The 22,851-nt window shown below is 61.8% G+C and carries 20 protein-coding genes; 11 read left to right on the top strand and 9 right to left on the bottom strand.

Annotated features, from left to right (window positions below; genetic code table 11):
- Positions 1–34: 34 nt before the first annotated feature.
- From V1603_RS05855 to V1603_RS05870, 4 genes are read right to left on the bottom strand one after another with little or no spacing between them, the layout of a single operon-like run.
- Positions 35–856, bottom strand: a complete 822-nt coding sequence (locus tag V1603_RS05855; RefSeq protein ID WP_061099379.1) for an alpha/beta fold hydrolase — start codon at positions 854–856, stop codon at positions 35–37.
- Positions 857–886: 30 nt separating this feature from the next.
- On the bottom strand, positions 887–2,506 hold the full coding sequence (locus V1603_RS05860; RefSeq protein ID WP_395313612.1) for an MFS transporter: 1,620 nt from the start codon (positions 2,504–2,506) through the stop codon (positions 887–889).
- Entirely contained in the window at positions 2,503–2,910 is a 408-nt protein-coding gene (locus V1603_RS05865) for a DoxX family protein (protein ID WP_116343929.1), read from the bottom strand. Before V1603_RS05865 ends, V1603_RS05860 begins: the two co-directional genes overlap by 4 nt.
- A complete protein-coding gene (locus V1603_RS05870) occupies positions 2,910–4,781 on the bottom strand; it encodes an amidohydrolase (protein ID WP_395313613.1) in 1,872 nt (623 codons plus the stop codon). The genes V1603_RS05865 and V1603_RS05870 overlap by 1 nt, the downstream gene beginning before the upstream one ends.
- A gap of 219 nt (positions 4,782–5,000) precedes the next feature.
- On the opposite strand from V1603_RS05870, the gene V1603_RS05875 reads away from it, so the two are divergent.
- The 5 genes from V1603_RS05875 to V1603_RS05895 all read left to right on the top strand — a co-directional run bounded on the left by V1603_RS05875 (position 5,001) and on the right by V1603_RS05895 (position 12,223).
- On the top strand, positions 5,001–5,687 hold the full coding sequence (locus V1603_RS05875; protein ID WP_028015361.1) for a hydrolase: 687 nt from the start codon (positions 5,001–5,003) through the stop codon (positions 5,685–5,687).
- A 61-nt stretch (positions 5,688–5,748) separates the two neighbouring features.
- On the top strand, positions 5,749–5,970 hold the full coding sequence (locus V1603_RS05880) for a DUF1427 family protein (RefSeq protein WP_163330737.1): 222 nt from the start codon (positions 5,749–5,751) through the stop codon (positions 5,968–5,970).
- Complete coding sequence (locus V1603_RS05885; protein WP_395313614.1) at positions 5,967–6,227, top strand: XapX domain-containing protein; 261 nt, start codon at positions 5,967–5,969, stop codon at positions 6,225–6,227. Before V1603_RS05880 ends, V1603_RS05885 begins: the two co-directional genes overlap by 4 nt.
- A 23-nt stretch (positions 6,228–6,250) precedes the next feature.
- A complete protein-coding gene (locus tag V1603_RS05890) occupies positions 6,251–6,631 on the top strand; it encodes a response regulator transcription factor (protein WP_116343925.1) in 381 nt (126 codons plus the stop codon).
- Between the two features lie 9 nt (positions 6,632–6,640).
- Positions 6,641–12,223: an ATP-binding protein gene (locus V1603_RS05895; RefSeq protein ID WP_395313615.1), complete on the top strand. Its 5,583-nt coding sequence runs from the start codon at positions 6,641–6,643 to the stop codon at positions 12,221–12,223.
- A gap of 3 nt (positions 12,224–12,226) precedes the next feature.
- Here V1603_RS05895 and V1603_RS05900 read toward each other — a convergent pair whose 3' ends face one another.
- Both V1603_RS05900 and V1603_RS05905 read right to left on the bottom strand, forming a co-directional pair.
- A complete protein-coding gene (locus V1603_RS05900; RefSeq protein ID WP_116343923.1) occupies positions 12,227–12,844 on the bottom strand; it encodes a response regulator transcription factor in 618 nt (205 codons plus the stop codon).
- A gap of 179 nt (positions 12,845–13,023) precedes the next feature.
- Positions 13,024–13,410 (bottom strand): VOC family protein, encoded by a 387-nt coding sequence (locus V1603_RS05905; RefSeq protein WP_395313616.1) that lies wholly within the window; start codon positions 13,408–13,410, stop codon positions 13,024–13,026.
- An 81-nt stretch (positions 13,411–13,491) separates the two neighbouring features.
- Between V1603_RS05905 and V1603_RS05910 the strand changes: the two genes are divergently transcribed.
- The 3 genes from V1603_RS05910 (at position 13,492) to V1603_RS05920 (ending at position 16,172) form a co-directional block, all read left to right on the top strand.
- On the top strand, positions 13,492–14,262 hold the full coding sequence (locus tag V1603_RS05910; RefSeq protein WP_395313617.1) for a DeoR/GlpR family DNA-binding transcription regulator: 771 nt from the start codon (positions 13,492–13,494) through the stop codon (positions 14,260–14,262).
- A gap of 63 nt (positions 14,263–14,325) precedes the next feature.
- Complete coding sequence (locus V1603_RS05915) at positions 14,326–14,928, top strand: ATP-dependent Clp protease proteolytic subunit (protein WP_028015368.1); 603 nt, start codon at positions 14,326–14,328, stop codon at positions 14,926–14,928.
- Between the two features lie 122 nt (positions 14,929–15,050).
- Complete coding sequence (locus V1603_RS05920) at positions 15,051–16,172, top strand: JmjC domain-containing protein (RefSeq protein WP_395313618.1); 1,122 nt, start codon at positions 15,051–15,053, stop codon at positions 16,170–16,172.
- Positions 16,173–16,667: 495 nt separating this feature from the next.
- Here V1603_RS05920 and V1603_RS05925 read toward each other — a convergent pair whose 3' ends face one another.
- The gene (locus V1603_RS05925) at positions 16,668–18,086 is read right to left on the bottom strand and encodes a PLP-dependent aminotransferase family protein (protein ID WP_395313619.1); all 1,419 of its coding nucleotides are present in this window, start codon (positions 18,084–18,086) and stop codon (positions 16,668–16,670) included.
- Between the two features lie 176 nt (positions 18,087–18,262).
- On the opposite strand from V1603_RS05925, the gene V1603_RS05930 reads away from it, so the two are divergent.
- The gene (locus V1603_RS05930; RefSeq protein ID WP_116342282.1) at positions 18,263–18,424 is read left to right on the top strand and encodes a DUF1127 domain-containing protein; all 162 of its coding nucleotides are present in this window, start codon (positions 18,263–18,265) and stop codon (positions 18,422–18,424) included.
- Positions 18,425–18,464: 40 nt separating this feature from the next.
- Here V1603_RS05930 and V1603_RS05935 read toward each other — a convergent pair whose 3' ends face one another.
- Entirely contained in the window at positions 18,465–19,853 is a 1,389-nt protein-coding gene (locus V1603_RS05935) for a PLP-dependent aminotransferase family protein (protein WP_163330743.1), read from the bottom strand.
- A gap of 101 nt (positions 19,854–19,954) precedes the next feature.
- Between V1603_RS05935 and V1603_RS05940 the strand changes: the two genes are divergently transcribed.
- Positions 19,955–20,434, top strand: coding sequence for a carboxymuconolactone decarboxylase family protein (locus V1603_RS05940; RefSeq protein ID WP_013095424.1), 480 nt, complete (start codon positions 19,955–19,957; stop codon positions 20,432–20,434).
- Here V1603_RS05940 and V1603_RS05945 read toward each other — a convergent pair.
- A complete protein-coding gene (locus V1603_RS05945; protein WP_233002899.1) occupies positions 20,421–21,323 on the bottom strand; it encodes a LysR family transcriptional regulator in 903 nt (300 codons plus the stop codon). The two genes, V1603_RS05940 and V1603_RS05945, sit on opposite strands and share 14 nt — an antisense overlap.
- Before the next feature lie 100 nt (positions 21,324–21,423).
- On the opposite strand from V1603_RS05945, the gene V1603_RS05950 reads away from it, so the two are divergent.
- Positions 21,424–22,839, top strand: coding sequence for an aldehyde dehydrogenase family protein (locus tag V1603_RS05950; protein ID WP_395313620.1), 1,416 nt, complete (start codon positions 21,424–21,426; stop codon positions 22,837–22,839).
- Positions 22,840–22,851 lie beyond the last annotated feature (12 nt).

Here is a 22,851-nt window from a genome sequence, read left to right on the forward strand (position 1 = left end):
AAGCGAAGCGCCATCAGGCTTCGCATTTAAAGCATTACAGCGACTTCACAAACGTCAGCAGATCTTCGTTGAGCTGATCCTGGTGGGTCAGCGCGAAACCGTGCGGCGCGTTGTCGTACACCTTCAGCGTGGCGTTTTTGATCATCTCCGCCGCCAGCTTGCCGGTGCTTTCAAACGGTACGATCTGGTCGTTGCTGCCGTGAATAACCAGCGTCGGCACGTCGATTTTCGCCATATCCGGGCGGAAGTCGGTTTCGCCGAAGGCGGTCACGCAGTCGATGGTGCCCTTCAGCGACGCCAGCAGGGCGATGTTCAGCGTCTGGGTCAGGGCACCGGCAGAGACGGTCTGCCCGGCGTTGGTGCCGTAGAACGGCGTCGCGAAGTCGCTGATGAACTGGGCGCGATCTTTACGCAGTCCGTCGCGAATGCCGTCGAACACGCTCTGATCCACACCCTGCGGGAAGGAGTCGGATTTGCCGAAGATTGGCGTTACCGCACCCAGCAGCGCCAGACCGGCCACGCGCGCGCTGCCGTAGTTGTTGATGTAGCGGGTCACGTCGCCGCCGCCCATGGAGAAGCCCACCAGCGTCACGTCGCGCAGATCCAGGGTGGTAATCAGGTCGTTGATGTCGGACGCAAAGGTGTCGTAGTCGTAGCCGTTCCACGGCTGATCCGAGCGGCCAAAGCCGCGACGGTCAAAGGCGATGGCGCGGAAGCCGCGCTCCGCCAGGTAGTTCAGCTGGCTGTCCCACATGTCGCCGTCCAGCGGCCAGCCGTGGCTGAAGAGAACCGGTTTGCCCGCGCCGCAGTCTTTGTAGTAAATCTGCGTGCCGTCTTTTGCCTTAAACGTTGCCATAGTGTCTTCCTCTACAGGTGATTGTTATGTTTAAACCGGCGCGACCAGATAGCGAATTGCCGGTGATGTTGTGCCCTGATGAAAAGCCAGAACGCGGCTCTGCAGCAGGAGGTCATTCATGGTGTGGCGCTCCTGCTGGCGCAGATGCTCAATCCAGGAGCCCATCAGGAAGGTCTCGATAAACAGACCGGGGCGCTCAATATCCTCATACACCGCCCAGCTCATCGCCCCGGCGCGGCGGCGCACCCGGCGCAGCTCGTGTACCGCCTCCAGGAAGGCCTTCGCGTTGTGCGGGTCGATGATGTACTCGTGCGATACCAGCACCGGGCCACGCTCGTTGGGCAGCTCAATCTCCACGCCGTCCAGCGGCTGGCCGCTCAGGTCGAGATTTAAATCCGGATCTTTCTCCAGCTTCCAGCGGAACACCGTGGTGCTCGCCAGCACCATCCCCAGCGTGGCGACCACCAGCGAGGTCGGGGTACCAAACTGCGAGGCGATTTGCCCCCAGATGGCGCTGCCCGTGGTCATCGAGCCGAAGAACACCGTCAGATAAACCGCCAGCGCGCGGGCCTTCACCCAGCGGGCGGCGCTGCGCTGCGCGCCGAGGTTGAGGGTGGAGAGCACCGCAATCCACGCGAAGCCGGTGAAGAACTCAAACAGGTTCAGCAGCCAGACGTGGCGCACAAACGCCAGCGCCAGCATGGTGAGGGCAAAGGTCAGGCTGGCGGCCACCATCAGGCGGTCGGCGTTCAGCCGCTGGCGCAGGCGCGGCAGCAGGATGGCTCCGGCAATCGCTCCAAGGCCAATGCACGCCAGCATCACGCCGTAGCCCGCCGGGCCTAAGCCCAGCTCGCGGCGCGCCACCAGCGGCAGCAGCGCCCAGCCCGCGCTCCCGAAAACGAAGAAGGCCACGGTGCGCACCAGCACGTTGCGCAGCACCGGGGCGGCGTGCACGTAGCGAATGCCGGAGCGCACCGCCGAGAAGAAGTGCTCCGGCGGCAGGCGCTGCACGGATGGCGCCGGACGCCAGCGCCACAGCACCCACGCCACGCCGACCACGGACAGCGCGTTCAGGGCAAACACCATCCACGGCCCGGCGAGCGACAGCAGAAAACCGCCCAGCGCGGGGCCAATCGCCCGGCTGATGTTCACCCCGAGCGAGTTCAGCGCCACGGCGGCACCCAGCTCCGGCTTGCTCACCAGATCGGGCACCACGGCCTGGAACGGCGGCGAGCTCATCGCCGCGCCCACGCTCAGCAGAAACGTCGCCACCAGCAGAACGGTAGGGGTAACGTGTCCGGTGAAGGAGAGCACCGTCAGTACGGCGGCGGCGATGAACACCCACAGCTGGGAGAAGAGCAGGTATTTACGTCGGTCGACGATGTCCGCCATCACCCCGGACGGCAGGGCGAAGAGAAACATCGGCAGACTGCTGGCCGCCTGTACCAGCGCGATATCCAGCGGATCGGTGCTCAGGCTCAGCATGCTCCAGTTGATGCCGACGTCGCTCATCCATGAGCCGACGTTAGAGACCACCGTGGCGATCCACAGCATGCGGAACACCGGCTGGCTCAGCGGCTGCCAGGGAGAAACCGTCGATGCGGGCGTCGTCTCGACGTGTGCGTCGCGAACGTCGTTAACCTGGGTCATGCGAACCTCTCCGTTGCCTTACGCTGCAGCCGCCACTGGCCTGGCCCGGTGAGGGCGAGGGTGGTGAAGATAATCAGCAGCAGCCAGCCAAACTGCCCTTCGGCAATCGACCAGTTCGGGTGGACCGCCAGCATCGCCACCAGCAGCACGGCGATAATCGGCAGGCACGCCAGGCGGGTGTACACGCCCGCAATGATAAACAGCGGGCAGATCACCTCAGCGAATATTGCCGGGATCAGGCTGGCGTAAGGCCCGAAGCCAAACGGATCTTCAATGCGCGTCAGCTCTTCGCTGAAGTGCAGCACCTTTGGCAGGCCGTGCACGTAGAGCAGCAGCAGGCTGCCGGTCAGGCGCAGGAAGAACAGCCCCAGGTCGACCCGGGGCGGCATAGTGGTGTTTTTCATCAGAATGCAAAGCAGCTGCAGCCCAGCGCCCCCCAGAAAGCGTTATCGTCGGACACCGGCATCTCTGACGTGCGGGCGAAATCATGCTGGTGGCTGTGAACCCCGCACGGGCCGCTGCAGTGGTGAGCCACACTCAAGCCGACGCGTGCGGCCTGCGGCGGCGCGCTGCGGTAGTGGCCCGGCACCTTCACCACCGGGGACCACTCGGGCAGAACCGGAATGGCCGGCGGCGCGAGCGGGCCAAAGCTGCCTGCGGCGTAGACGATGTCGCCGTTGACCACCGTCAGGACGGACTCGATGCCCTTGATCTCCTCTTCCGGCACGCGGAAGTAGTCTTTGCTCAGCACCGCCAGATCGGCAAGCTGGCCGACTTTGATCTGCCCCTTCTGGTTCTGCTCGCTGGAGAACCACGCGCTGCCCTGGGTCCAGAGCATCAGGGCGGTATCACGATCCAGACGGGCGCTGTGGTCGTACATCTGCATCCCGCCGACGGTACGGCCGGAGACCAGCCAGTAGAGCGCGGTCCACGGGTTGTAGCTCGCCACGCGAGTGGCGTCCGTCCCTAAGCCCACCGGCACGCCGGTCTCCAGCATTTTCGCCACCGGCGGCGTGTGGCGGGTGGCTTCGATGCCGTAACGCTCGGCAAAGTACTCTCCCTGGAAGGCCATGCGGTGCTGCACGGCAATGCCGCCGCCCAGCGCTTTGATGCGGTCGATGTTGGCCTGGGTAACGGTTTCCGCATGGTCGAAGAACCAGTGCAGGCCGTTGAACGGAATGTCGCGGTTCACCTTCTCGAAGACGTCCAGCATGCGGCTGATGGATTCGTTGTAGGTGGCGTGCAGGCGGAACGGCCAGCGGTGCTCCACCAGATGGCGCACCACGCGCTCCAGTTCGTCCTCCATGCCCGGCGCGAGGTCAGGGCGCGGTTCGAGGAAATCTTCAAAATCGGCGGCGGAGAAGACCAGCATCTCGCCCGCGCCGTTGTGGCGGAAGAAGTCGCTGCCCTGGCCCGGCGTGAGCATGTCGGTCCATTTTTCAAAGTCTTCCAGCTCGTGGCCCGGACGCTGGGTAAACAGGTTGTAGGCGATGCGGATGGTCATCTGCTTTTTCTCGTGCAGCTCGGCAATCACCTCATAATCTTCCGGGTAGTTCTGGAAGCCACCGCCCGCGTCGATGGCGCTGGTCAGCCCCAGGCGGTTCAGCTCGCGCATGAACTGACGGGTGGAGTTGACCTGCTGCTCCAGCGGCAGCTTCGGCCCTTTGGCCAGCGTGGCGTAGAGGATCATGGCGTTCGGACGGGCAATCAGCATCCCGGTCGGGTTGCCGTTGGCGTCGCGCTGGATCTCGCCGCCCGGCGGGTTGGGCGTGTCTTTGGTGTAGCCGACTACCTTCAGCGCGGCGCGGTTGAGCAGGGCGCGGTCGTACAGGTGCAGGATGAAGACCGGGGTATCCGGCGCGGCGTCGTTAATTTCGTCCAGGGTCGGCATGCGGCGCTCGGCAAACTGGAACTCGGTCCAGCCGCCCACCACGCGCACCCACTGGGGTGACGGCGTGCGCAGGGCCTGCTCTTTCAGCATCCGCAGGGCGTCGGCCAGGGACGGCACGCCTTCCCAGCGCAGCTCAAGGTTGTAGTTCAACCCGCCGCGAATGAGGTGCAGGTGCGAGTCGTTCAGGCCGGGGATGGCGGTGTGGCCTTTCAAATCCACCACTAAGGTGCCGTCGCAGTGGTGTTGCATCACCTCGGCGACGGTACCCACTTCCAGAAATTTTCCGTCGCGCACGGCAACGGCTTCCGCGACAGGATTTTCGCGATCGACGGTGTGAAACTGGCCGTTAACCAGAATGAGATCGGCTTTACCGAGGGTAACCATAACTGCTCCTGACTGAGAGGGGGAATGGTCAGGATTATGGGAACCGGTTTCGGCAAAGATCCAGTTATACAATAGGATAGGTATACCAAAGTATAACTATACCTAAGGTTAACTATACGAAGAGATAATTACGCGCGGCGACGGAAAACCGCAGGATGAGGGTGACTTTATCGTCGTGGCACTCACGGCGATTTCTACCCTTAACCACTGGAAAATGCTATGACCTCTTCAAAGCTCGAAGTGTTAACCCCTGCGAACTGTCAGGTAATCTTTATCGATCACCAGCCACAGATGGCGTTTGGCGTGCAGTCTATTGACCGCCAGGTGCTGAAAAACAACACCGTGGCGCTGGCGAAAGCGGCCAAAGTGTTCAACATCCCGACCATCATCACCACCGTTGAGACCGAAAGCTTCTCCGGTAATACCTATCCGGAGCTGCTGGACGTCTTCCCGGGCCAGGACATCCTGGAGCGTACCTCCATGAACTCCTGGGACGACCAGAAGGTGCGTGATGCGCTGAAGGCCAACGGCAAGAAGAAGGTGGTGGTTGCCGGCCTGTGGACCGAAGTGTGCAACAACAGCTTTGCCCTGTGCGCGATGCTGGAAGGCGACTACGAAATTTATATGGTGGCGGACGCGTCCGGCGGCACCTCCAAAGAAGCCCACGACTTCGCGATGCAGCGCATGATCCAGGCGGGCGTGATCCCGGTGACCTGGCAGCAGGTGATGCTGGAGTGGCAGCGCGACTGGGCGCGTAAAGAGACCTACACCGCGGTGATGGATATCGTACGCGAGCACTCCGGCGCGTACGGCATGGGCGTGGATTACGCTTACACCATGGTGCACAAAGCGCCGTCTCGCCAGAAGAGCGAGCACCGCACCTTAGCGCCTGTTCCGGCTCGCTAAGTTCCGCTGGCGGGCTGGTCCCTCATCCGGCTCGCCGCTGCCTCTTTCTCTGGAGTTCACAATGAGTACTGGGCTGATATCCCTTGCGGCAGGCGTGTTGATTGGCCTGATGTATGCCGTGCTGAAGGTGCGCTCCCCCGCGCCGCCCGCGCTGGCGCTGATTGGCCTGCTGGGGATGCTGGCGGGTGAACAGGCGACGCGCCATCTGTTATCCCGCGACGGCGCGCCGCCGCCTCAGGTGACGGCTCCGCAGGCCAAATCGCAGACGGGAGCGACCTCATGAAAGAATGGATAATTTCTCTGGTGTGCGGCGTGGGTGCTGGGGTAATTTACGCTCTGCTCGACGTCCATTCCCCGGCGCCGCCGGTTGTCGCCCTGCTTGGCCTGTTTGGCATGCTGGTGGGCGAACAGCTCATCCCGGTGGGACGGCGTTTACTGAGTCGCGAACCGCTTACCCTCGCCTGGTTTCGTCACGAATGCGTACCGAAAATCAGCGGCACGGCGCCCCCTGCGCCCGCGAAGGACGATCGCGACGTTTAATGATTTGTTTGAGGAAAGACAGCATGACGCTGCCGTGGCGCATTGCCATCATTGATGACGAACGTTCCGTCCGCAGCGGGCTGAGTAATCTCCTGGAGTCGGAAGGCTATGCCGCCGACACGTTTGATTCGGCAGAGGTATTTCTGAGCCATCCGCTCGCCCTGTCCGGCGCGGCGATGGTGATCGCCGATATCAAGCTGCGGGGCATGAGCGGCCTGGAGCTGTTTGAAAAGCTACGGCTGTTGGCCGTTCCCCCGCCGCCCGTGATCTTTATCTCCGGTCATGCTGATGAAAATATGCAGCGGTACGCTCTCAGCCTGGGCGCCGCTGCATTTTTGCGTAAACCCATTAACATCGATATTCTGCTGGATCATATACAGCGGGAGCTGGCCCGCCGACGATAAGGATCGCGGATGAACGAACACGAGCAGCCTGCATTCTGGCCCGCCCAGGGGAATCTTCACCAGGGGCGGGTTTTTGTCCTTAAAGAGGATGTGATTTTTACCGTGCTGGCGCAGGAGGGCGGTATCTCCTGGATGAACGCGCGCCATCCCCATTCCGGCGGCTCGTTCATCATTGCCACCGCGGTGAGCGACGAAGAAGAGGAGCGGGCGACACGGCTGCTCAAAAACGAGTTTGCCCTGCGCGACGTGCTGCAGGACAGCTGGGCCATCCGCGCCGTCGCATCCACCCAGTACCGGGGGCGTTTCGCGCTGGTGTATGCGCCGTTTTCGTTTGAACTGCTGGCGCGGCGCGCGGGCAGGGCTATTTCGGGGATCTCGCGCTTTATCGAACTGGCGATCCAGATCTGCGCTCCCCTGCGCCAGATGCACCTGCAAAACCTGATCCACGGCGATATCAAGCCCGGCTCGATATTTGTTCATCACGATGGCGCCTGCCGTCTGGGCAGCTTTGGCCTCTCCTGCAGCCTCTCCGGCGCCTTTTCCCAGACCCGGCTTGCCGTTTCAGGCGGTACGCCCGCCTACATGTCGCCGGAGCACACCACCCGCACCCGGCGCCCCGTTGACGGCCGCAGCGATCTCTACAGCCTCGGCATGGTGCTGTATGAACTCCTGACCGGACGCCTGCCGTTTGAGTTGGGGGAGGACGATCAGACCAACTGGGCGCACTACCATATTGCCTCGGAGCCGCTGGCCCCGGACGTGATTCGCCCGGACGTGCCGGGAATGCTGTCCACCATTATCCTGAAGCTACTGGAAAAGCACCCCGATAACCGCTACCAGACGGTCGACGGGCTGATTGCCGACCTCCGCCGCTGCCAGGCGACGCTGACCTGCGAGGGCGAGATCGTCGCCTTTACCCCCGGCCAGCAGGACCGCACCCCGGCGATCCATCTGGCGGACTCGCTGTTCGCGACGCATCCGCAGGCGAATGACGTCATTGCCGCGTTTGAGCGGGTGGGGCAGAGCCTGGTGCCGGAGCTGGTAACGATCGGCGGGCCGTCGGGGATCGGCAAATCGTCGATCATCGCGACGGCGCTCAAAACGCTGCAGCAGCGTAAGGTGCTGCTGGCGGTGGGGAAAGTCGATCAGTTTTCGCCGTCCCTGCCCTACGGCGTATTAAGCTCCGCGTTCCGCACCCTGACGCTGCACCTGCTGGGGCTGCCCGCAGACGAGGTGGCGAAGTGGAAAATCCGCCTCTCCCGCGCTCTGGAGGGGTACGAAGCGCTGGCCGTCAGCCTGGTGCCCGAGCTGGGCCTGCTGCTTGAGAGCAAGCCGCGCTTCTCGGCGGATACGTTTTCCATTGATGCCCGGGCGCGCTTCAGCCATATGGTGCTGGCCCTGGTGAAAACCTTTGCCACTCAGGGCTGCCCGCTGGTGCTGGTGCTTGACGATCTTCAGTGGAGCGACGCCGCCAGCCTGCATACGCTGAAACATCTGCTGGTGACCTGCGGCGCTATCCCGCTGCTGCTGGTAATCGCCCACCGCGATATCGGTTCGTTGTCCGAACCGACACTGCAACAGCAGCTGGCGAGCCTGCCGGAGGCAGCGCAAAACGCGACTGAAATTGTCCCGCAGGCGCTGTCCGTGAAGGCGGTGGCGCGCTGGCTGGCGACGATATTTCGCACCCGCAGCGCGGCGACGACCGACCTCGCCACGCTGATCCATGAAAAAACCGGGGGCAACCCGCTCTTTGTGCACGAGTTTTTCCGCCGCATCGTGGATGACGGGCTGGTGGTGCACAACAAATATCAGGATAAGTGGCACTACGATCTGCAGGCGATCCGCGCCCGACACTACACCGAGAACGTCGTGACTCTGGTGCTGGAGCAGCTTGAAGAGCTGCCCGACGAGACGCGCCGTCTGCTGGGCAGCCTCGCCTGCCTCGGCGGCACGGGCGAGATGGAGATGATATGCCGCGTGGTCGGCATGTCGATGGCGGAAATGCGCTATGCGCTGCACCCGGCGGTGATGGCCCAGCTCATCGTGCTGACGGAAAAAGAGTACGCCTTCACCCATGACAGGGTGCAGGAGGCCGCCTTTGCGCTGCTGGATCTGCATGAGAAAAGCCATCTTCACCTGACCACAGCCAGCCTGCTGGCCGACGCCGCGCGTCAGGCGGCGGGGAACGAACTGCTGTTCCGCGCCGTTCACCACGTCACGGCCGCGTTGGACAGCATTCAGCCCGCGCCGCAGCGGCAGATGTTCCGCGAGCTGAGCCTGCTGGCCGCGCGACGGGCGAAGCGCACGGGGGATTATCTTTCGGCGCTCGGCTATATCCAGACCGCCAGAGCGCTGGGCAACGCCGGGGCGGTGTCAGACTTCATGCTCGATATCGAAGAGGCGGGCTGCGAGTTTGCGCTGGGGCACCTGGAGCGGACCCGCGAGCTGTGTGACGCCATTCTCGGCTGCCCCGGCGGGCTGACCGAAAAGGCGCTGGCGGCCAACCTGCTGGTGGAAGTCTACACTCGCCAGTCGGACAGCCGTCTGGCGCTGGAGGCGGCGCTCTGCTGGCTGGGGATTTTTGGTATTCAGATTGGCCGTTATCCGGAAGATGCCGACTGTGACGAGGCCTGGGCGCTCTTTTGCAACCGCACGGGCGACGCGCCGCAAAATCTTTTTGCCCAGCTCTCGCGGATGGATAACCCGGAAACCGAAGCGGTGATGAACCTGCTCTACAGCGCCAGCATTTGCGCCGGCTTCATCTGCCCGCGTCTGCACTTTTTGCTGCTCTGCCGCATGATGCACCTGACGCTCGACCACGGCATCACCGGCGCCTCCACCACGGCGATGGCCTGGTTTGGCGTGCTGATTGGCCACCGCTACGCCGAGTATCGCCTCGGGTTCCAGTACGGCACCCTGGCCCGCGAGATGGTGAACCGCCACGGCTACGACGCGTTCGAAGCCAAAACCCTGCTGCCCCTCGACCAGCTCAGCGTCTGGACCCAGCCTTTATCGTTTACCATCGAGTGCGCAAAGGCCTGCTTCACCGCCGCAGTGACCCACGGGGATATGACGGTAGCCTGCTTTGCGGCCTGCCATCAGGTCATTAACTTCCTCTCGCGGGGCGATCACCTGGACGGGGTGTTGACCAGCATCGATCGTGGCCTGGCGTTTGTGCGTAAAACCCACTTCCAGGACGTTGAGACCATTTTGATGCTCCAGCGCACCTTCGTGGAGTTTTTGCGCACGCCGGTCATCGGCACCTGGACCGCGTCGCAGGCGCTGCCCGAGACGCTGCTTCCCGCGTCGCCGGAGCAGGCCCCGGAGCAGACCTCGACCATGCTGTTCTGGTACTGGCTCTACCGCGGCATGGCGCACTTTACCTGCGGCGAGTATGCCGACGCGCAGGCGGATCTCGAGATGGCGGGCTGGTACGCGTGGTCTGCGCCGGGGCACATTCATCTGCTGGATTACCATCTCTACAGCGCGCTGGCGCTCTCCCGTCAGCTGACGCCGGAGACGTTTTCGGCGAATCACCGCCGCAGCATTCACGCCCACTACGACAAAATCGCCCTCTGGGCACGCGTTAATCCCGGCACGTTCGCGGATAAAGAGGCGCTGATCTACGCCGAAATCGTCCGTCTGGACGGGATGAACAGCATTGCGCTTGAGCAGTATGAGAAGGCGGTCCGGCTCTCCCGCGAGGGCGGGTTTAACCCGATCAACGCCCTGGCCCACGAGCTGGCGGGCCGCTTCGCGCTGGCCTGCGGCTACCCGACCGCGTCGGACGCCCACTTCCGCGGCTCGATTGCCGCCTGGGGCCGCGCGGGCGCGCAGGCTAAGGTGCGCCAGCTGGAGCAGGATTTCCCGCACCTGCTGGCCTCCGGGCAGGCCAGCGCCTACGACACGGTGGCGTTCGCCCAGAATGAAACGATCCGCGATCTGCAGAGTGTGATCAAAGCTTCCCGCGCGCTGTCGGAAGAGATCAATCTTGAGCGCCTGATTGAAAACCTGATGACGATCCTGCTCGAACGCGCCGGGGCGCAGCGCGGTCTGTTGCTTCGCGTGAGCGATAACCTGATCCCGGAGATCGAGGCCAGCGCCTGGACCAGCACCGACGGCGTGCGGGTGCGGATCCTGAAAGACGTGCCGACGGCGACCGACATGCCGCTGTCGGTGCTGGCAGCGGTGATCCGCACCGGGCAGGAGATCCGCACCGGTAAGCCGGAGGAGTTTCATCCCTTCAGCCAGGATCCCTATCTGGTGACCTCGGGGGCGGCGGTTATGTGCGTTCCGATGTTCAAACAGGCGCGGCTGGTGGGCGTGCTCTACCTGGAAAACCGCCTGATGCCGGAGGTCTTCACCGCCGAGCACTCGCGCGTGGTGAGCCTCTTGGGCGCGCAGGCCGCGGTCTCCCTGGAGACGGCGCGGCTCTATGCCGAGCTGCTTGCGGAGAACATCCAGCGCCGCCGGGTGGAAAAAGAGCTGCGTGCCAGCCAGACCTCGCTGATGCTGGGCGAGCAGATCAGCCACACCGGCAGCTGGCGCTGGGAGCTGGAGCAGGATCTGATGTTTGTCTCGGAAGAGTACGCCCGCATTCTCGGCCTGCCCGAGCAGCAAAAGATGATCTCCATGGCGGAGTTTTTGACCTTCGTTCACGAGGATGATTACGCCCGCATTAGCGCCATCGTCACCCAGAGCGTGCGCGACGGGCTCTCCATGCGCGCGGAGTTTCGCGTTAAGCGTCCCGACGGCTCAATGCGCTACATCCTCGGCATTGGCGATCCGGTGGGCGTGGGCAGCGAGGTGAACGAGTACTACGGCATCATCACCGATATCACCAGCCAGCGCGCCGCGGAGGATGCCATGCGGGTCGCGCAGGCGGATCTGGCGCGCGTTTCCCGGGCCACCACCGTCGGACAGCTGACCTCCTCCATCGCCCACGAGATCAACCAGCCGCTGATGTCCATCGTCTCGAACGCCGGGGCGAGCCTGCGCTGGCTCAGCCGCGAGCCCGCCCGGCTGGATAAAGTGCGTGAAGGGCTGGAGGAGATCGCCGCGGAAGGCGCGCGGGCGGGGGAGATCATTCGCAGCATCCAGTCCCTGACGCGCAAGCAGGATCCCACCTTCTCGCGCATCGACATGCACTACCTGATCCGCCATATCCTCACGCTCTCCCGCAGCGAGCTGGAGCAGCGACACATTAGCGTTGATTATCTGTTAAAGGCGCAGGACAGCTTTATCACTGGCGACAGCGTGCAGATCCAGCAGGTGCTGCTGAATCTGGTGATGAACGCGGTAGAGGCGATGGCCGAGGTGAAGGATCGCGCCAGCACCATTACCCTCAGCACCGGCAACGCGGACGGGAAAGTGATCGTCGAGATCGCTGACACCGGCAGCGGCATTGAGCCCGAGCGGCTGGAGCAGATTTTTGACTCGTTCTACTCCACCAAGCCGCAGGGGATGGGGATGGGGCTGACCATCAGCGCCAGCATCATTGAGCGCCACTGCGGGAAGCTGAGCGCGCGCCGCCGGGAGCCGCACGGCACGGTGTTTACCTTTGCGCTGCCGCTGGCGGCGCAGGAAGAGTAAACGTTACTCCGCGGGCTGGCTTTTGGTCAGGCGCTCAACGGCCCTGACCAGTTCCGCCACGGAGCGTACCTGCATTTTTTCCATCACGCGGCGGCGGTGCACCTTCACCGTGATCTCGCTGACGCCCAGCTCGGCGGCAATCTGCTTGTTGAGCTTGCCGGTGATGGCAAGCTCAAGCACCTCGTGCTCGCGCGGCGTGAGGGACAGATGGCGCTGCTTCAGGGCGTAGTGCTCTTTATTGCGCGCGGCGTTGTGTTCCGCCAGCTGAAGCGCGGATTCAATGGCGTCGATAAGCGCAGTGGATTCGACGGGCTTGGTGAGAAATTCGTACGCGCCGCCTTTAATGGCGCGCACCGACATCGGAATAGTGCCGTGGCCGGTGAGAAAAATAATCGGGATCTCGCGCCCGCTGTCCTTGAGCGCGTCAGCCACCTCAAAGCCCGAGATGGCGGGCATTTGCATGTCGAGGATCACGCACGACGGCAGATCCTCAAAGCGATGCTGAAGAAACGTTTCTGCCGATGAAAAGCCGACGGCGTTCAGGCCCGCTGATTCCAGCAGCCCGATTACGGACTGCCTGACTGCGTCATCGTCATCAACCACATACACAATGTGTTCCATTCACCGCCCCGGTGCTGATTTAAATGTCGAGGATGCAAACCGTCCCGGTGGGTACGTAAGGGACTGTTTATGCTGCCTTTCATCTTAACACATTAACTATCATTATCATTTAACAATATGATAACCATATGAAGTATAGCGAGCCGGGGCAGGGGCGGTGAAGGAGCGAAACGCTGTTTTTATGCACCGACAAGCTCAATGCGGTTGCCGTCCGGGTCCGCGATCACCGCTTCATAAAAGCCGTCTCCGGTCATGCGCGGGGCGCTGAGCAGCGTGCCGTTTGCCTGCGCCTGCGCTGCCATGCGGTCCACCTGCGCTTTGCTGTCGACGTTGATGGCGATATGCGCCCAGCCGATAAACTCCGGGTGCGCGGGGGCGTCCGGCAGGTCCGGCAGCGTCATCAGCTCGATGGTCGGCCCGTCATCCAGGGTAATAAAGTGTGATTCGAAACCGGGGCGATTTTTACTGACGTAGCGTTCGTTGCAGCGGCCATTAAAAACCGTTTCCCAGAACTGAACCTGTGCGTTCAGGCTGCGGGTCCAGAGTGCGACATGTGCAATATTCATAGTTACCCTCGTTGTTTGTGTTGCGCGGTTATGCAACATTATGCGCATTGATACTCGATTAGATTTTTCAAAGGACTTTAAATGCTCGATTATGCAGCTTTTCCTGAACAGCGACAAGAGCGGATCCGACAGATCCTTCAGGAGAGCGGAAGGGTGGTCTGTACCGAGCTGGCGAGCCAGATGAACGTGTCCGAGCACACTATTCGCCGTGATTTACATGAACTTAGCAAAGAGGGCTATTGTAAAAAGGTCTACGGCGGCGCGGTGCTTCAGCTTCCGGATGCGGGCAGTTTTTTCAGCCGTGAGCAGAAAATAAGTGCAGAAAAGCACACAATCGCGCAGAAAGCAGCAACACTGGTTCAGACAGGTGGGTGCATTTTTATCGACGCGGGGACAACAAACCTGGCGCTGGCAAAAGCCCTTCCGGCGGATCTTAACGTCACGGTGGTGACCAATTCTCCGGCGATTGCCGCGGAGCTGCTGCTGCATCCTCTGTGCGAGGTGATTGTCACTGGCGGGCAGATCCAGCGAGCGTCCGGCGGAACGGTTGGCGCTACGGCGGCGAGCCAGATTCAGGACATTATCTTCGATCAGGCCTTTATCGGCGGCTGTGCGATGGATCCTGAGGCGGGGCTTACGGGGTTTGATTTTGCCGACTGCGAGTTTAAAAAAGCCGTGATTGCCCGGAGCACCCAGACCATTGTGGCCCTGACCGCAGACAAGCTTCCTGGCGTCGCGCGCTTTGTGGTAGCGAAGAGCCGCGACATTGACGTGCTGGTGGTGGAAGAGGGGATGGAGCAGGGCGTTTTTGACGCGCTGGCGGCGCAGGATGTTCGCATTGTGTGCGCCTGAGGACTTTCACGGGTAAAACAGGCTACACTCTGGTTTTGAGCGCTAAATGCTGAGGACGTAACAATGCACTACACACTGAAAGAAAGCGACAAGGATAAAGCGGAAGGGTCAAGCGGCGCGGGCGCTCTGCAGCAAAAACTGCTGGAGTCCCGTTCGATTGTTATCTCCGGTGAGATCAACCAGGAGCTGGCGCAGAAAGTGATCACCCAGATGATCCTGCTGCAAAGTGTCAGCAACGATCCAATCAAGCTGTACATCAACAGCCAGGGCGGCCACGTGGAAGCGGGCGATACCATCCACGACTTCATCAAATTCATCCGCCCGGAAGTGCACGTCATCGGCACCGGCTGGGTGGCGAGCGCCGGGATCACCATCTTCCTGGCGGCGAAAAAAGAGCACCGCTACTCGCTGCCGAATACCCGCTTTATGATCCATCAGCCGCTGGGCGGCGTGCGCGGCCAGGCAACGGATATTGAGATCGAAGCGCGCGAGATCATCCGCATGCTGGATCGCGTGAACAAGCTGATCGCCGACGCCACCGGCCAGCCGCTGGAAAAAGTGAAAAAAGACACCGACCGCAACTACTGGATGTCTCCGGCAGAAGCGCTGGACTACGGCATCGTGGGTAAACTGATTACCCATTATGACGAGCTGAACCTGGATTAAGTTTTCGCGGCGTGTAGGTCGGGTGATACCCGACCTACACGCTCTCGTTTGACCCATGACAAGTTCCCCCTCTGCCTTCTTGCCTATAATCGCGCCTGTTTCCCCTCTCACTGGTGCTACCCATGGCGTATCAACTGAACCTGAACTGGCCGGAATTTCTTGAGAAATACTGGCAAAAACAACCCGTAGTGCTGAAAAATGCCTTCCCAAATTTTGTCGACCCGATTACCCCGGACGAGCTGGCAGGCCTGGCGATGGAGCCGGAAGTCGATAGCCGCCTGGTGAGCCATTTCAACGGCAAGTGGCAGGCCAGCAATGGTCCGTTTGAGCACTTTGACGATCTGGGCGAAACTGGCTGGTCGCTGTTGGCGCAGGCGGTGAACCACTGGCATATGCCCGCGGCGGAGCTGGTGCGTCCGTTCCGCGTCCTGCCGGACTGGCGTCTGGACGATCTGATGATCTCCTTCTCCGTGCCGGGCGGCGGGGTGGGTCCGCATATCGATCAGTACGACGTGTTTATCATTCAGGGGATGGGCAGCCGCCGCTGGCGCGTGGGCGACAAGCTGCCGATGCGTCAGTTCTGCCCGCATCCGGCGCTGCTGCATGTCGATCCGTTTGAGCCGATTATTGACGAAGATCTGGCCCCGGGCGATATCCTCTACATCCCGCCTGGATTCCCGCACGACGGCTTTACCCATGAGACGGCGCTCAACTACTCCGTTGGCTTCCGCGGGCCGAACGGTCGCGATCTGATCAGCAGCTTCGCCGATTACGCGCTGGAAAACGATCTGGGCGGCGAGCACTACAGCGATCCGGATCTGACCTGTCGCGAACATCCGGGCCGCGTGGAGCAGTACGAGCTCGATCGCATTCGTCAGATGATGATCGACATGATCGGCAAGCCGGATGATTTCACAAAATGGTTCGGCAGCTTTGTCTCCACGCCGCGCCACGAGCTGGATATCGCCGCCGCCGAGCCGCCGTACGCGCCGGAAGAGGTGCTGGACGCGCTGCAGGGCGGCGAAACGCTGTCTCGCCTGAACGGCCTGCGCGTGCTGAACGTCAATGGCAGCTTCTTCATCAACAGCGAGCAGCTGGAGACGGTGGACGCGAAGGCGGCGGATGCGCTGTGCCGTTACACCGAACTCGGGCAGGCCGAGCTGGGTGAAGCGCTGAATAATCCGGCGTTTGTTGAAGAACTCACCGGGCTGATTAACCAGGGGTACTGGTACTTCGACGAGTAGTACGGCACGGTTTTCTCCCTCTCCCTGTGGGCTGAGGAATCCCCAGTAATGATTAAACAGAAGCAATAACGTTGTTTCAGAAAGATTGAAGACTTACAGCGACGCCCTGGTCCGGCTGTAAATCGCTGAGGCGTTTGCCTTCCGGCCGGGGCGAGGCGCAGGGATGCGCCGAGAGGGCGGGCTTTACAGGGACGTTACCTCCGCCCGTACCCGATAAGCCGGAAGGAATAAGCCGAGGGCACCGCGAAGCGGCGATTTACCGCCGGGAGCCCGGGTCGCCAGGGTGGTGGCGACTGAGCCACCCTGGCACGTTCACCGGTCATGTCGTTACAGAGTAGCAAGGAACATAAAGTGAACGGAATGACCACCAGAGCTGTATGTTCCCCCTCACCCCAGCCCTCTCCCTCAAGGGAGAGGGGGTCGTCCGTGCTGGCATTATTTTGTGGGGATCCCTCTCCCTGTGGGAGAGGGTCGGAGTGAGGGCACCAGGCCGCACTAGCCCTCCTCCATCGCGATCACAATCGCCTCGCCCATCTTCTTCAACGCCTCGCGATTTTTCTCCGTCGGCGGCAGCGCCACGTTGATCCGCAGACAGTTGCGGTACTTCCCGGAGGCGGAAAACAGCGACCCGGCCGCGGCCTGGATCTTCAGCCGACACAGCTGCTTGCTGACGCACACCATGTCGACCTTCTCCGGCAGCTCAATCCACAGCAGGAAGCTACCCTGCGGGCGCGTGACGCAAATCTCTGCCGGAAAATACTGCCGCACCCAGCAGGTGTAGGTTTCCATATTCTGCTGATAAATCTGGCGCATACGGCGCACGTGGCGATGATAATGCCCGTCGCGAATAAACGCCGCCACCGCCATCTGGGTGCCCGGCACGTTAAACCCGCCCGCGGCGTATTTCATGTGCATCACCCGGTCGTAATAGCGCCCCGGCACAATCCAGCCGACGCGCAGGCCCGGCGCCACGGTTTTGGTAAATGAGCTGCAGAGGATCACGCGGCCGTCGATATCCATCGAATGAATAGTGCGAGGGCGCGGGTACTCCGCCGCCAGCTCGCCGTAAATGTCATCCTCCACAATCACGATATCGTGCCGCTGGGCGAGGGCTAACACCTGCTTTTTCCGCGCTTCGGGCATGATAAAGCCGAGCGGGTTATTGCAGTTGGGCACCAGGATCACCGCCTTGATCGGCCACTGCTCCAGCGCCAGCTCTAACGCCTCGATGCTGATCCCGGTCTCGGGATCGGTAGGAATTTCAATCGCCTTGATGTCAAACCCGCGTAGCATCTGCATGGTGCCGTGGAACGACGGCGATTCTACCGCTACGATGTCCCCCGGTTTACACACCGAGAGCAGGGCGATCGACAGCGCGCCGTGGCAGCCGTTGGTGATGACAATCTCGTTCGCCGCCACGGTAGAGCCGCTGTCCAGCATCAGGCGGGCGATCTGCTCGCGCAGCTCCAGGCGCCCGTCGAGCACGTCATAGCTCAGCATCTCGCTCGGGTTATGCTGCGCGATGCGGCTCATCTCGCGCCACAGGGGCTTCAGGCTCGGCTGATTCACGTCCGGCGAGCCGCCGCCGAAGGAGATCATCTCTTTGTCGGCGCGGGCGTCCAGCAGCATCATCACCTCGTCCCACTGGGTGACGTCCACCGGGCGCTGAACCGGGCGGGTCATGGCCGGGACAGGCGGCTGGGCCTTGCGCTGCGAGACAAAATAGCCGGAGCGCGGCTGGGGTGTGATGAGCTGGAGATTTTCGAGGATCTGGTAGGCCTGCTGTATGGTGCTGATGCTCACGCCGTGCTCCTGGCTCAGCGCGCGCACCGACGGCAGACGTTCGCCGCTGCGGTACAGCCCTTGTTCAATGCGTTCTGCCAGAATGTTGGCCAGATGTTGATAGCGCGTCATGCTGTATCCTTTGTTTTCACCATACAGATTATAAAACCAGTACAGATTGCCGTAAAAATTGGCATGCAGATACTGTTTTAGCGGATCTGTATGTTAAAAAAAAGTTGTTTTTGAGTCTGTATTGCACGGGCCGATTTCCAGGATGATAACCCTACTGGCACAGCGAGGAGAGCATCATGGAATTCTACGAAAACCGTTCAAAACGTCCGTTTATTGTGTTTGTCTGGATCGGCAAAACGATCTGCAGCTGGTATCGCATCAACCGCACCCGCCGCATCCTGAGCCAGATGAGCGACGAGCAGCTCAAGGACGTTGGGTTATCCCGCAATGATATTTAAACCGCAGGCCGGGTAAGGCGTAGCCGCCACCCGGCGACGTTCAGCTCAACAGCGCAAGCGTCTGCCGCTTCGGCCTTTCCAGCAAATCCAGCGCCTCCTGATACGACCGCACGTTGTTATAGCCCATCACCAGCCCGTAGCGTTTGCCCGACCCGCGATACCACTCCGAAAGCGCGTTCACCTGCAACTGCTGTTCCTGCCAGCAGCGCGCCACTTCCCGGTCACAGCTTCCTTTGGTCAGGAACGCCACAACATGCATTCCGCCGTCGTTTTGCTCGGTGAAAAACAGATCGCCATACACCTCGCGCAGGGCGGCAATCATCCAGTCGCGGCGGGTCTGATACAGCGCGCGCATCTTTTTCAAATGACGGAAAAAATGCCCTTCGTTGAGAAACGCGGTGAGGATCTTTTGCGTCAGCACCGGCTGGCCGCTGGTGGTAATGTCCGCGCAGTCGGTAAAAGCCCCGACGGTGCTGGCGGGCATCACCACGTAGCCCATGCGCAGCGACGGCATGATGGTTTTACTGAAGGTGCCCATAAAAATCACCCGGTCATGCCGGTCGAGGCTTTTCAGCGACGGCAGCACCTTGCGGGTGTAGTGAAACTCTCCGTCATAATCATCTTCGATGATCCACGCTTCGTTCTGGCTGGCCCAGTCGAGCAACTGCTGCTTGCGCGGCAGCGAGAGCGTCACCGCCAGCGGGCTCTGGTGCGACGGGGTGACGATGGCAAAACGCGCGTCGCGATGGTGACGGAGCAGGTACTCGGTATCGATACCCGAACGATCGACCGGCACCGTGTGCAGGCGCGGCACGATCCGCTTGAGCAGTTGCTGGCCCATAAAATAGCCCGGATCCTCAAACACCACCTTGTCGCTACGGCTGGCGAGGGTGTCGAGGATCAGCCGCAGGCTGCCGCTGTAGCCGCTGGTGATCAGCACCTGTTCGGCGCTGCAGGACAGCCCACGTGAAATGTTGAGATAGCTGGCGATGGCCTGGCGCAGCGGATACCAGCCCAGCACCGGCGGGTTGAGCATCTCTTCCTGACGCATGGCGCGCGTCGCCTGGCCCGCCAGCAGCAGCCATTTTTTATACGGGAAGCTGTCGAGGGCGGGGATGCCGGGGCGCAGAAACCCCGCCCGCTCTCGCTGGCTGATGAGCGATGCCGGAAGCGCTCCGGTGGGCTGTTCCGCAGGGGCAGGCTTATCTGGCAGCAGTAAATCGGGGTTAACCCGCGTGCCGCGCGCGCCCTGGCTCACCAGATACCCTTCACCTGTCAGAATGGCATACGCCGTTTCGACGGTTTTACGCGCCACCTTCAACTCTTCCGCCAACACGCGGATGGCAGGCACCTTATCGCCCGGCTTCAGCACCCCGCGCGTGATGTTGTCGCGATAGCGGGTATAAATCTCGTGATAGCCCGGCTTCATGTCCTACCTCATTTCACGCTTTTTGTATCTTTTTACTATGTCATGAACGGCGTAGATTTGCCTCATCGCATGACACATGCCGCACAAAAAGAGGAAAGACAATGAGCACTCGCGTTAACCACCATAAAGTTACACCTGCCCTCGCCAACGCGCTGTCTGCCCTGAGCATGGAGGTGGCAAAAACCTCCATCGACCCGGCGCTGAAGCATCTGATCGACATTCGCGTATCGCAGCTGAACGGCTGTACCTTCTGCCTGGATATGCACTCGAAAGAGGCCAAAATTGCCGGCGAGCGCGAGCTGCGCCTGTACCATCTGGCGGCCTGGCGCGAGTCCCCGCTGTTCAGCGCCCGGGAGAAAGCAGCGCTGGCCTTCGCTGAAGCGCTGACCCAGATTGGCGTTCACGGCGTGAGCGACGCGCTGTACCGCAGCGTGGCGGAGCACTTCTCGGACGTGGAGATTTCAGAACTGAACTTCGCCATCGTGGCGATCAACGCCTGGAACCGTCTGGGGATCACCTCCCGCATGGCGCCGGGCTCGCTGGACGCGGCTTACGGGCTGAATAAGGCTAACCTGGAATAGTTCCGCGCTCGCGGATCATCGCCACCAGCGCCCGTAATCCAGGCGGGACGTGGCGATGGCCGGGGTAATACAGGCGCAGCCCGGCAAAGGGCTGCGCCCAGTCGTTTAACACGCTAACCAGTTCTCCACGCTCAAGCTCTTCCCGGATATACAGTTCCGGCAAAAATCCCACACCTAATCCCGCTTTTACAGCGCGGATCGAGGCAAAAAGATCGGACGTCGCAAAGCGCGGCGGCACGGCAAGGGCGTACGTTTCCCCCCGACGCGCCAGCTCCCAGCGGTAGATCCCGCCGTGGGCCATGCGCATGCCGATCCCCTGATGTGAAAGCAGATCGTCCGGCGTCTGCGGAATGCCGTGACGGGCAAAATAGTCCGGCGTGGCGGTGACCAGCTGGCGGATCTCCCCGGTCAGCGGCACGGCGATCATATCCTGCGGCACGGACTCTTCGAGGCGGATCCCCGCGTCATAGCCTTCCGCGACGATGTCGATCATCCTCGCTTCGCTCACCGTTTCCACGCGCATCTTCGGATAGCGGATCATAAAGTCGATCAGCAGTTGGTCCAGAAACAGGGTGCCGATATGGTTCGGCACGTTCAGACGCAGCGTGCCGGCGGGTTCCCCGGTGTCGCTGTGGATCTCCTCGCCGGCGAGACGGATCTCCTGCAGGGCCGGGCCGATACGCGCCACGTATCGCTGTCCGGCGTCGGTGAGCGCCACGCTGCGGGTGGTGCGGTTAAAGAGGCGGGTATCAAGGCGGCTCTCCAGCCCGGCGATGGCGTTGCTTACCGCCGTGGCGGACATGCCCAGCTCCTGCGCCGCGCCGCGAAAGCTGCCGCGCCGCACCACCGCCATGACCACTTCCAGCTCTGTCAGACCTGAACGATGCATAGATTATCCTGAAAATCGAAACAACCCTTGCAGCATAGCGTGGATTATCGCAACGGAGAAGCCGTGCCAGACTGTGCTCACACAGCCTGAGGAGGTTTATATGCACACCATCGAACAGATCTTTATTAACGGCGAATTTGTTACCCCGCACGGCACCGAGTGGTTTGATTTGTACAACCCGGCGACGGCGCAGGTTATAGGGCAGGTACGTCTGGCGGATGAGGTTGACGCAGAGCGCGCCGTTGCGGCGGCGAAAGCGGCGTTTCCGGCGTGGTCGAAGACCACAAAGCAGGAACGCATCGCGGTGCTGAAGCGCATGCACGCCGCCGTGGCCGCTCGCCACGACGATCTGCTCGACGCGATCGTTGAAGAGTACGGCGCGCCCGCCTCGCGCTCGGCGTGGATGGCCAGCTATCCGGCGGAGGTGATTGCTCAGGCCATTGAGGCGCTGGAGGCGTTTGAGTTCGTCACTCCCGCAGGCGCGGCAACGGTGCAGATGACGCCGCTTGGGGTGGCCGGGCTTATCACACCCTGGAACAGCGACGCCGGGTTTATCTGCGGCAAGCTGGCGGCCGCGCTGGCGGCGGGCTGCACGGCGGTCATCAAGCCGAGCGAAATGAGCGCCCTGCAAACGCAGATTGTCACCGAAGCGCTGCGCGACGCCGCACTGCCGCCGGGCGTGTTTAACATCGTCACCGGACGCGGCGAGACGGTAGGTGAGACCATCAGCCGCCATCCGGACGTGGCAAAAATCTCGTTTACCGGCTCCACGAATACCGGCAAAGCGATCCTGCGCAATGCGGCGGAGAGCTTTAAGCGCGTAACGCTGGAGTTAGGCGGTAAATCGCCGACCATCCTGCTGGATGATGTGGATCTGGCGCAGGCGATCCCGCTGGTGATTCAGGCCGGGTTTATGAACAGCGGGCAGGCGTGCGTGGCCGGAACGCGCATTCTGGTGCCGCAGGCGCGTAAGGCGGAGATTGAAACCGCGCTGGCGCAGGCCGTGGCGGCGGTGAAATCCGGCGACCCGCGCGACAGCGCGACGGACGTCGGCCCGATGGTCAGCGAAAAGCAGTGGCTGCGGGTGCAGGGCTATATCCGTAAAGGCATCGAAGAGGGGGCGCATCTGCTGGCGGGTGGTGAAGGGAGACCGGACGGGACGCGAGACGGCTGGTTTGTGCGCCCGACGCTGTTTACCGACGTGAACAACCGGATGACGATTGCCCGTGACGAGATTTTTGGCCCGGTGCTGTGCGTCATCCCCTATCGTGACGAGGCGGAGGCTGTTGCGATTGCCAACGACACGGACTACGGCCTGAGCGCGATGGTGCTGGGCGGCGATGCGGAGCGCGCGCGCCGCGTAGCGCAGCAGATTGTCTCCGGTCGCGTGCTGGTGAACACCCTTGCCCATGAACCGAAAGCGCCGTTCGGCGGGTTTAAGCACTCCGGCGTGGGGCGCGAGATGGGCGAGTGGGGGATTAGGGCGTTTATGGAGCCGAGGTCGGTCCTGGGCTAAAACTTCGCTCTT

Source organism: Enterobacter sp. ECC-219 (genome assembly GCF_043966805.1).
Classification (GTDB): domain Bacteria; phylum Pseudomonadota; class Gammaproteobacteria; order Enterobacterales; family Enterobacteriaceae; genus Enterobacter; species Enterobacter cloacae_N.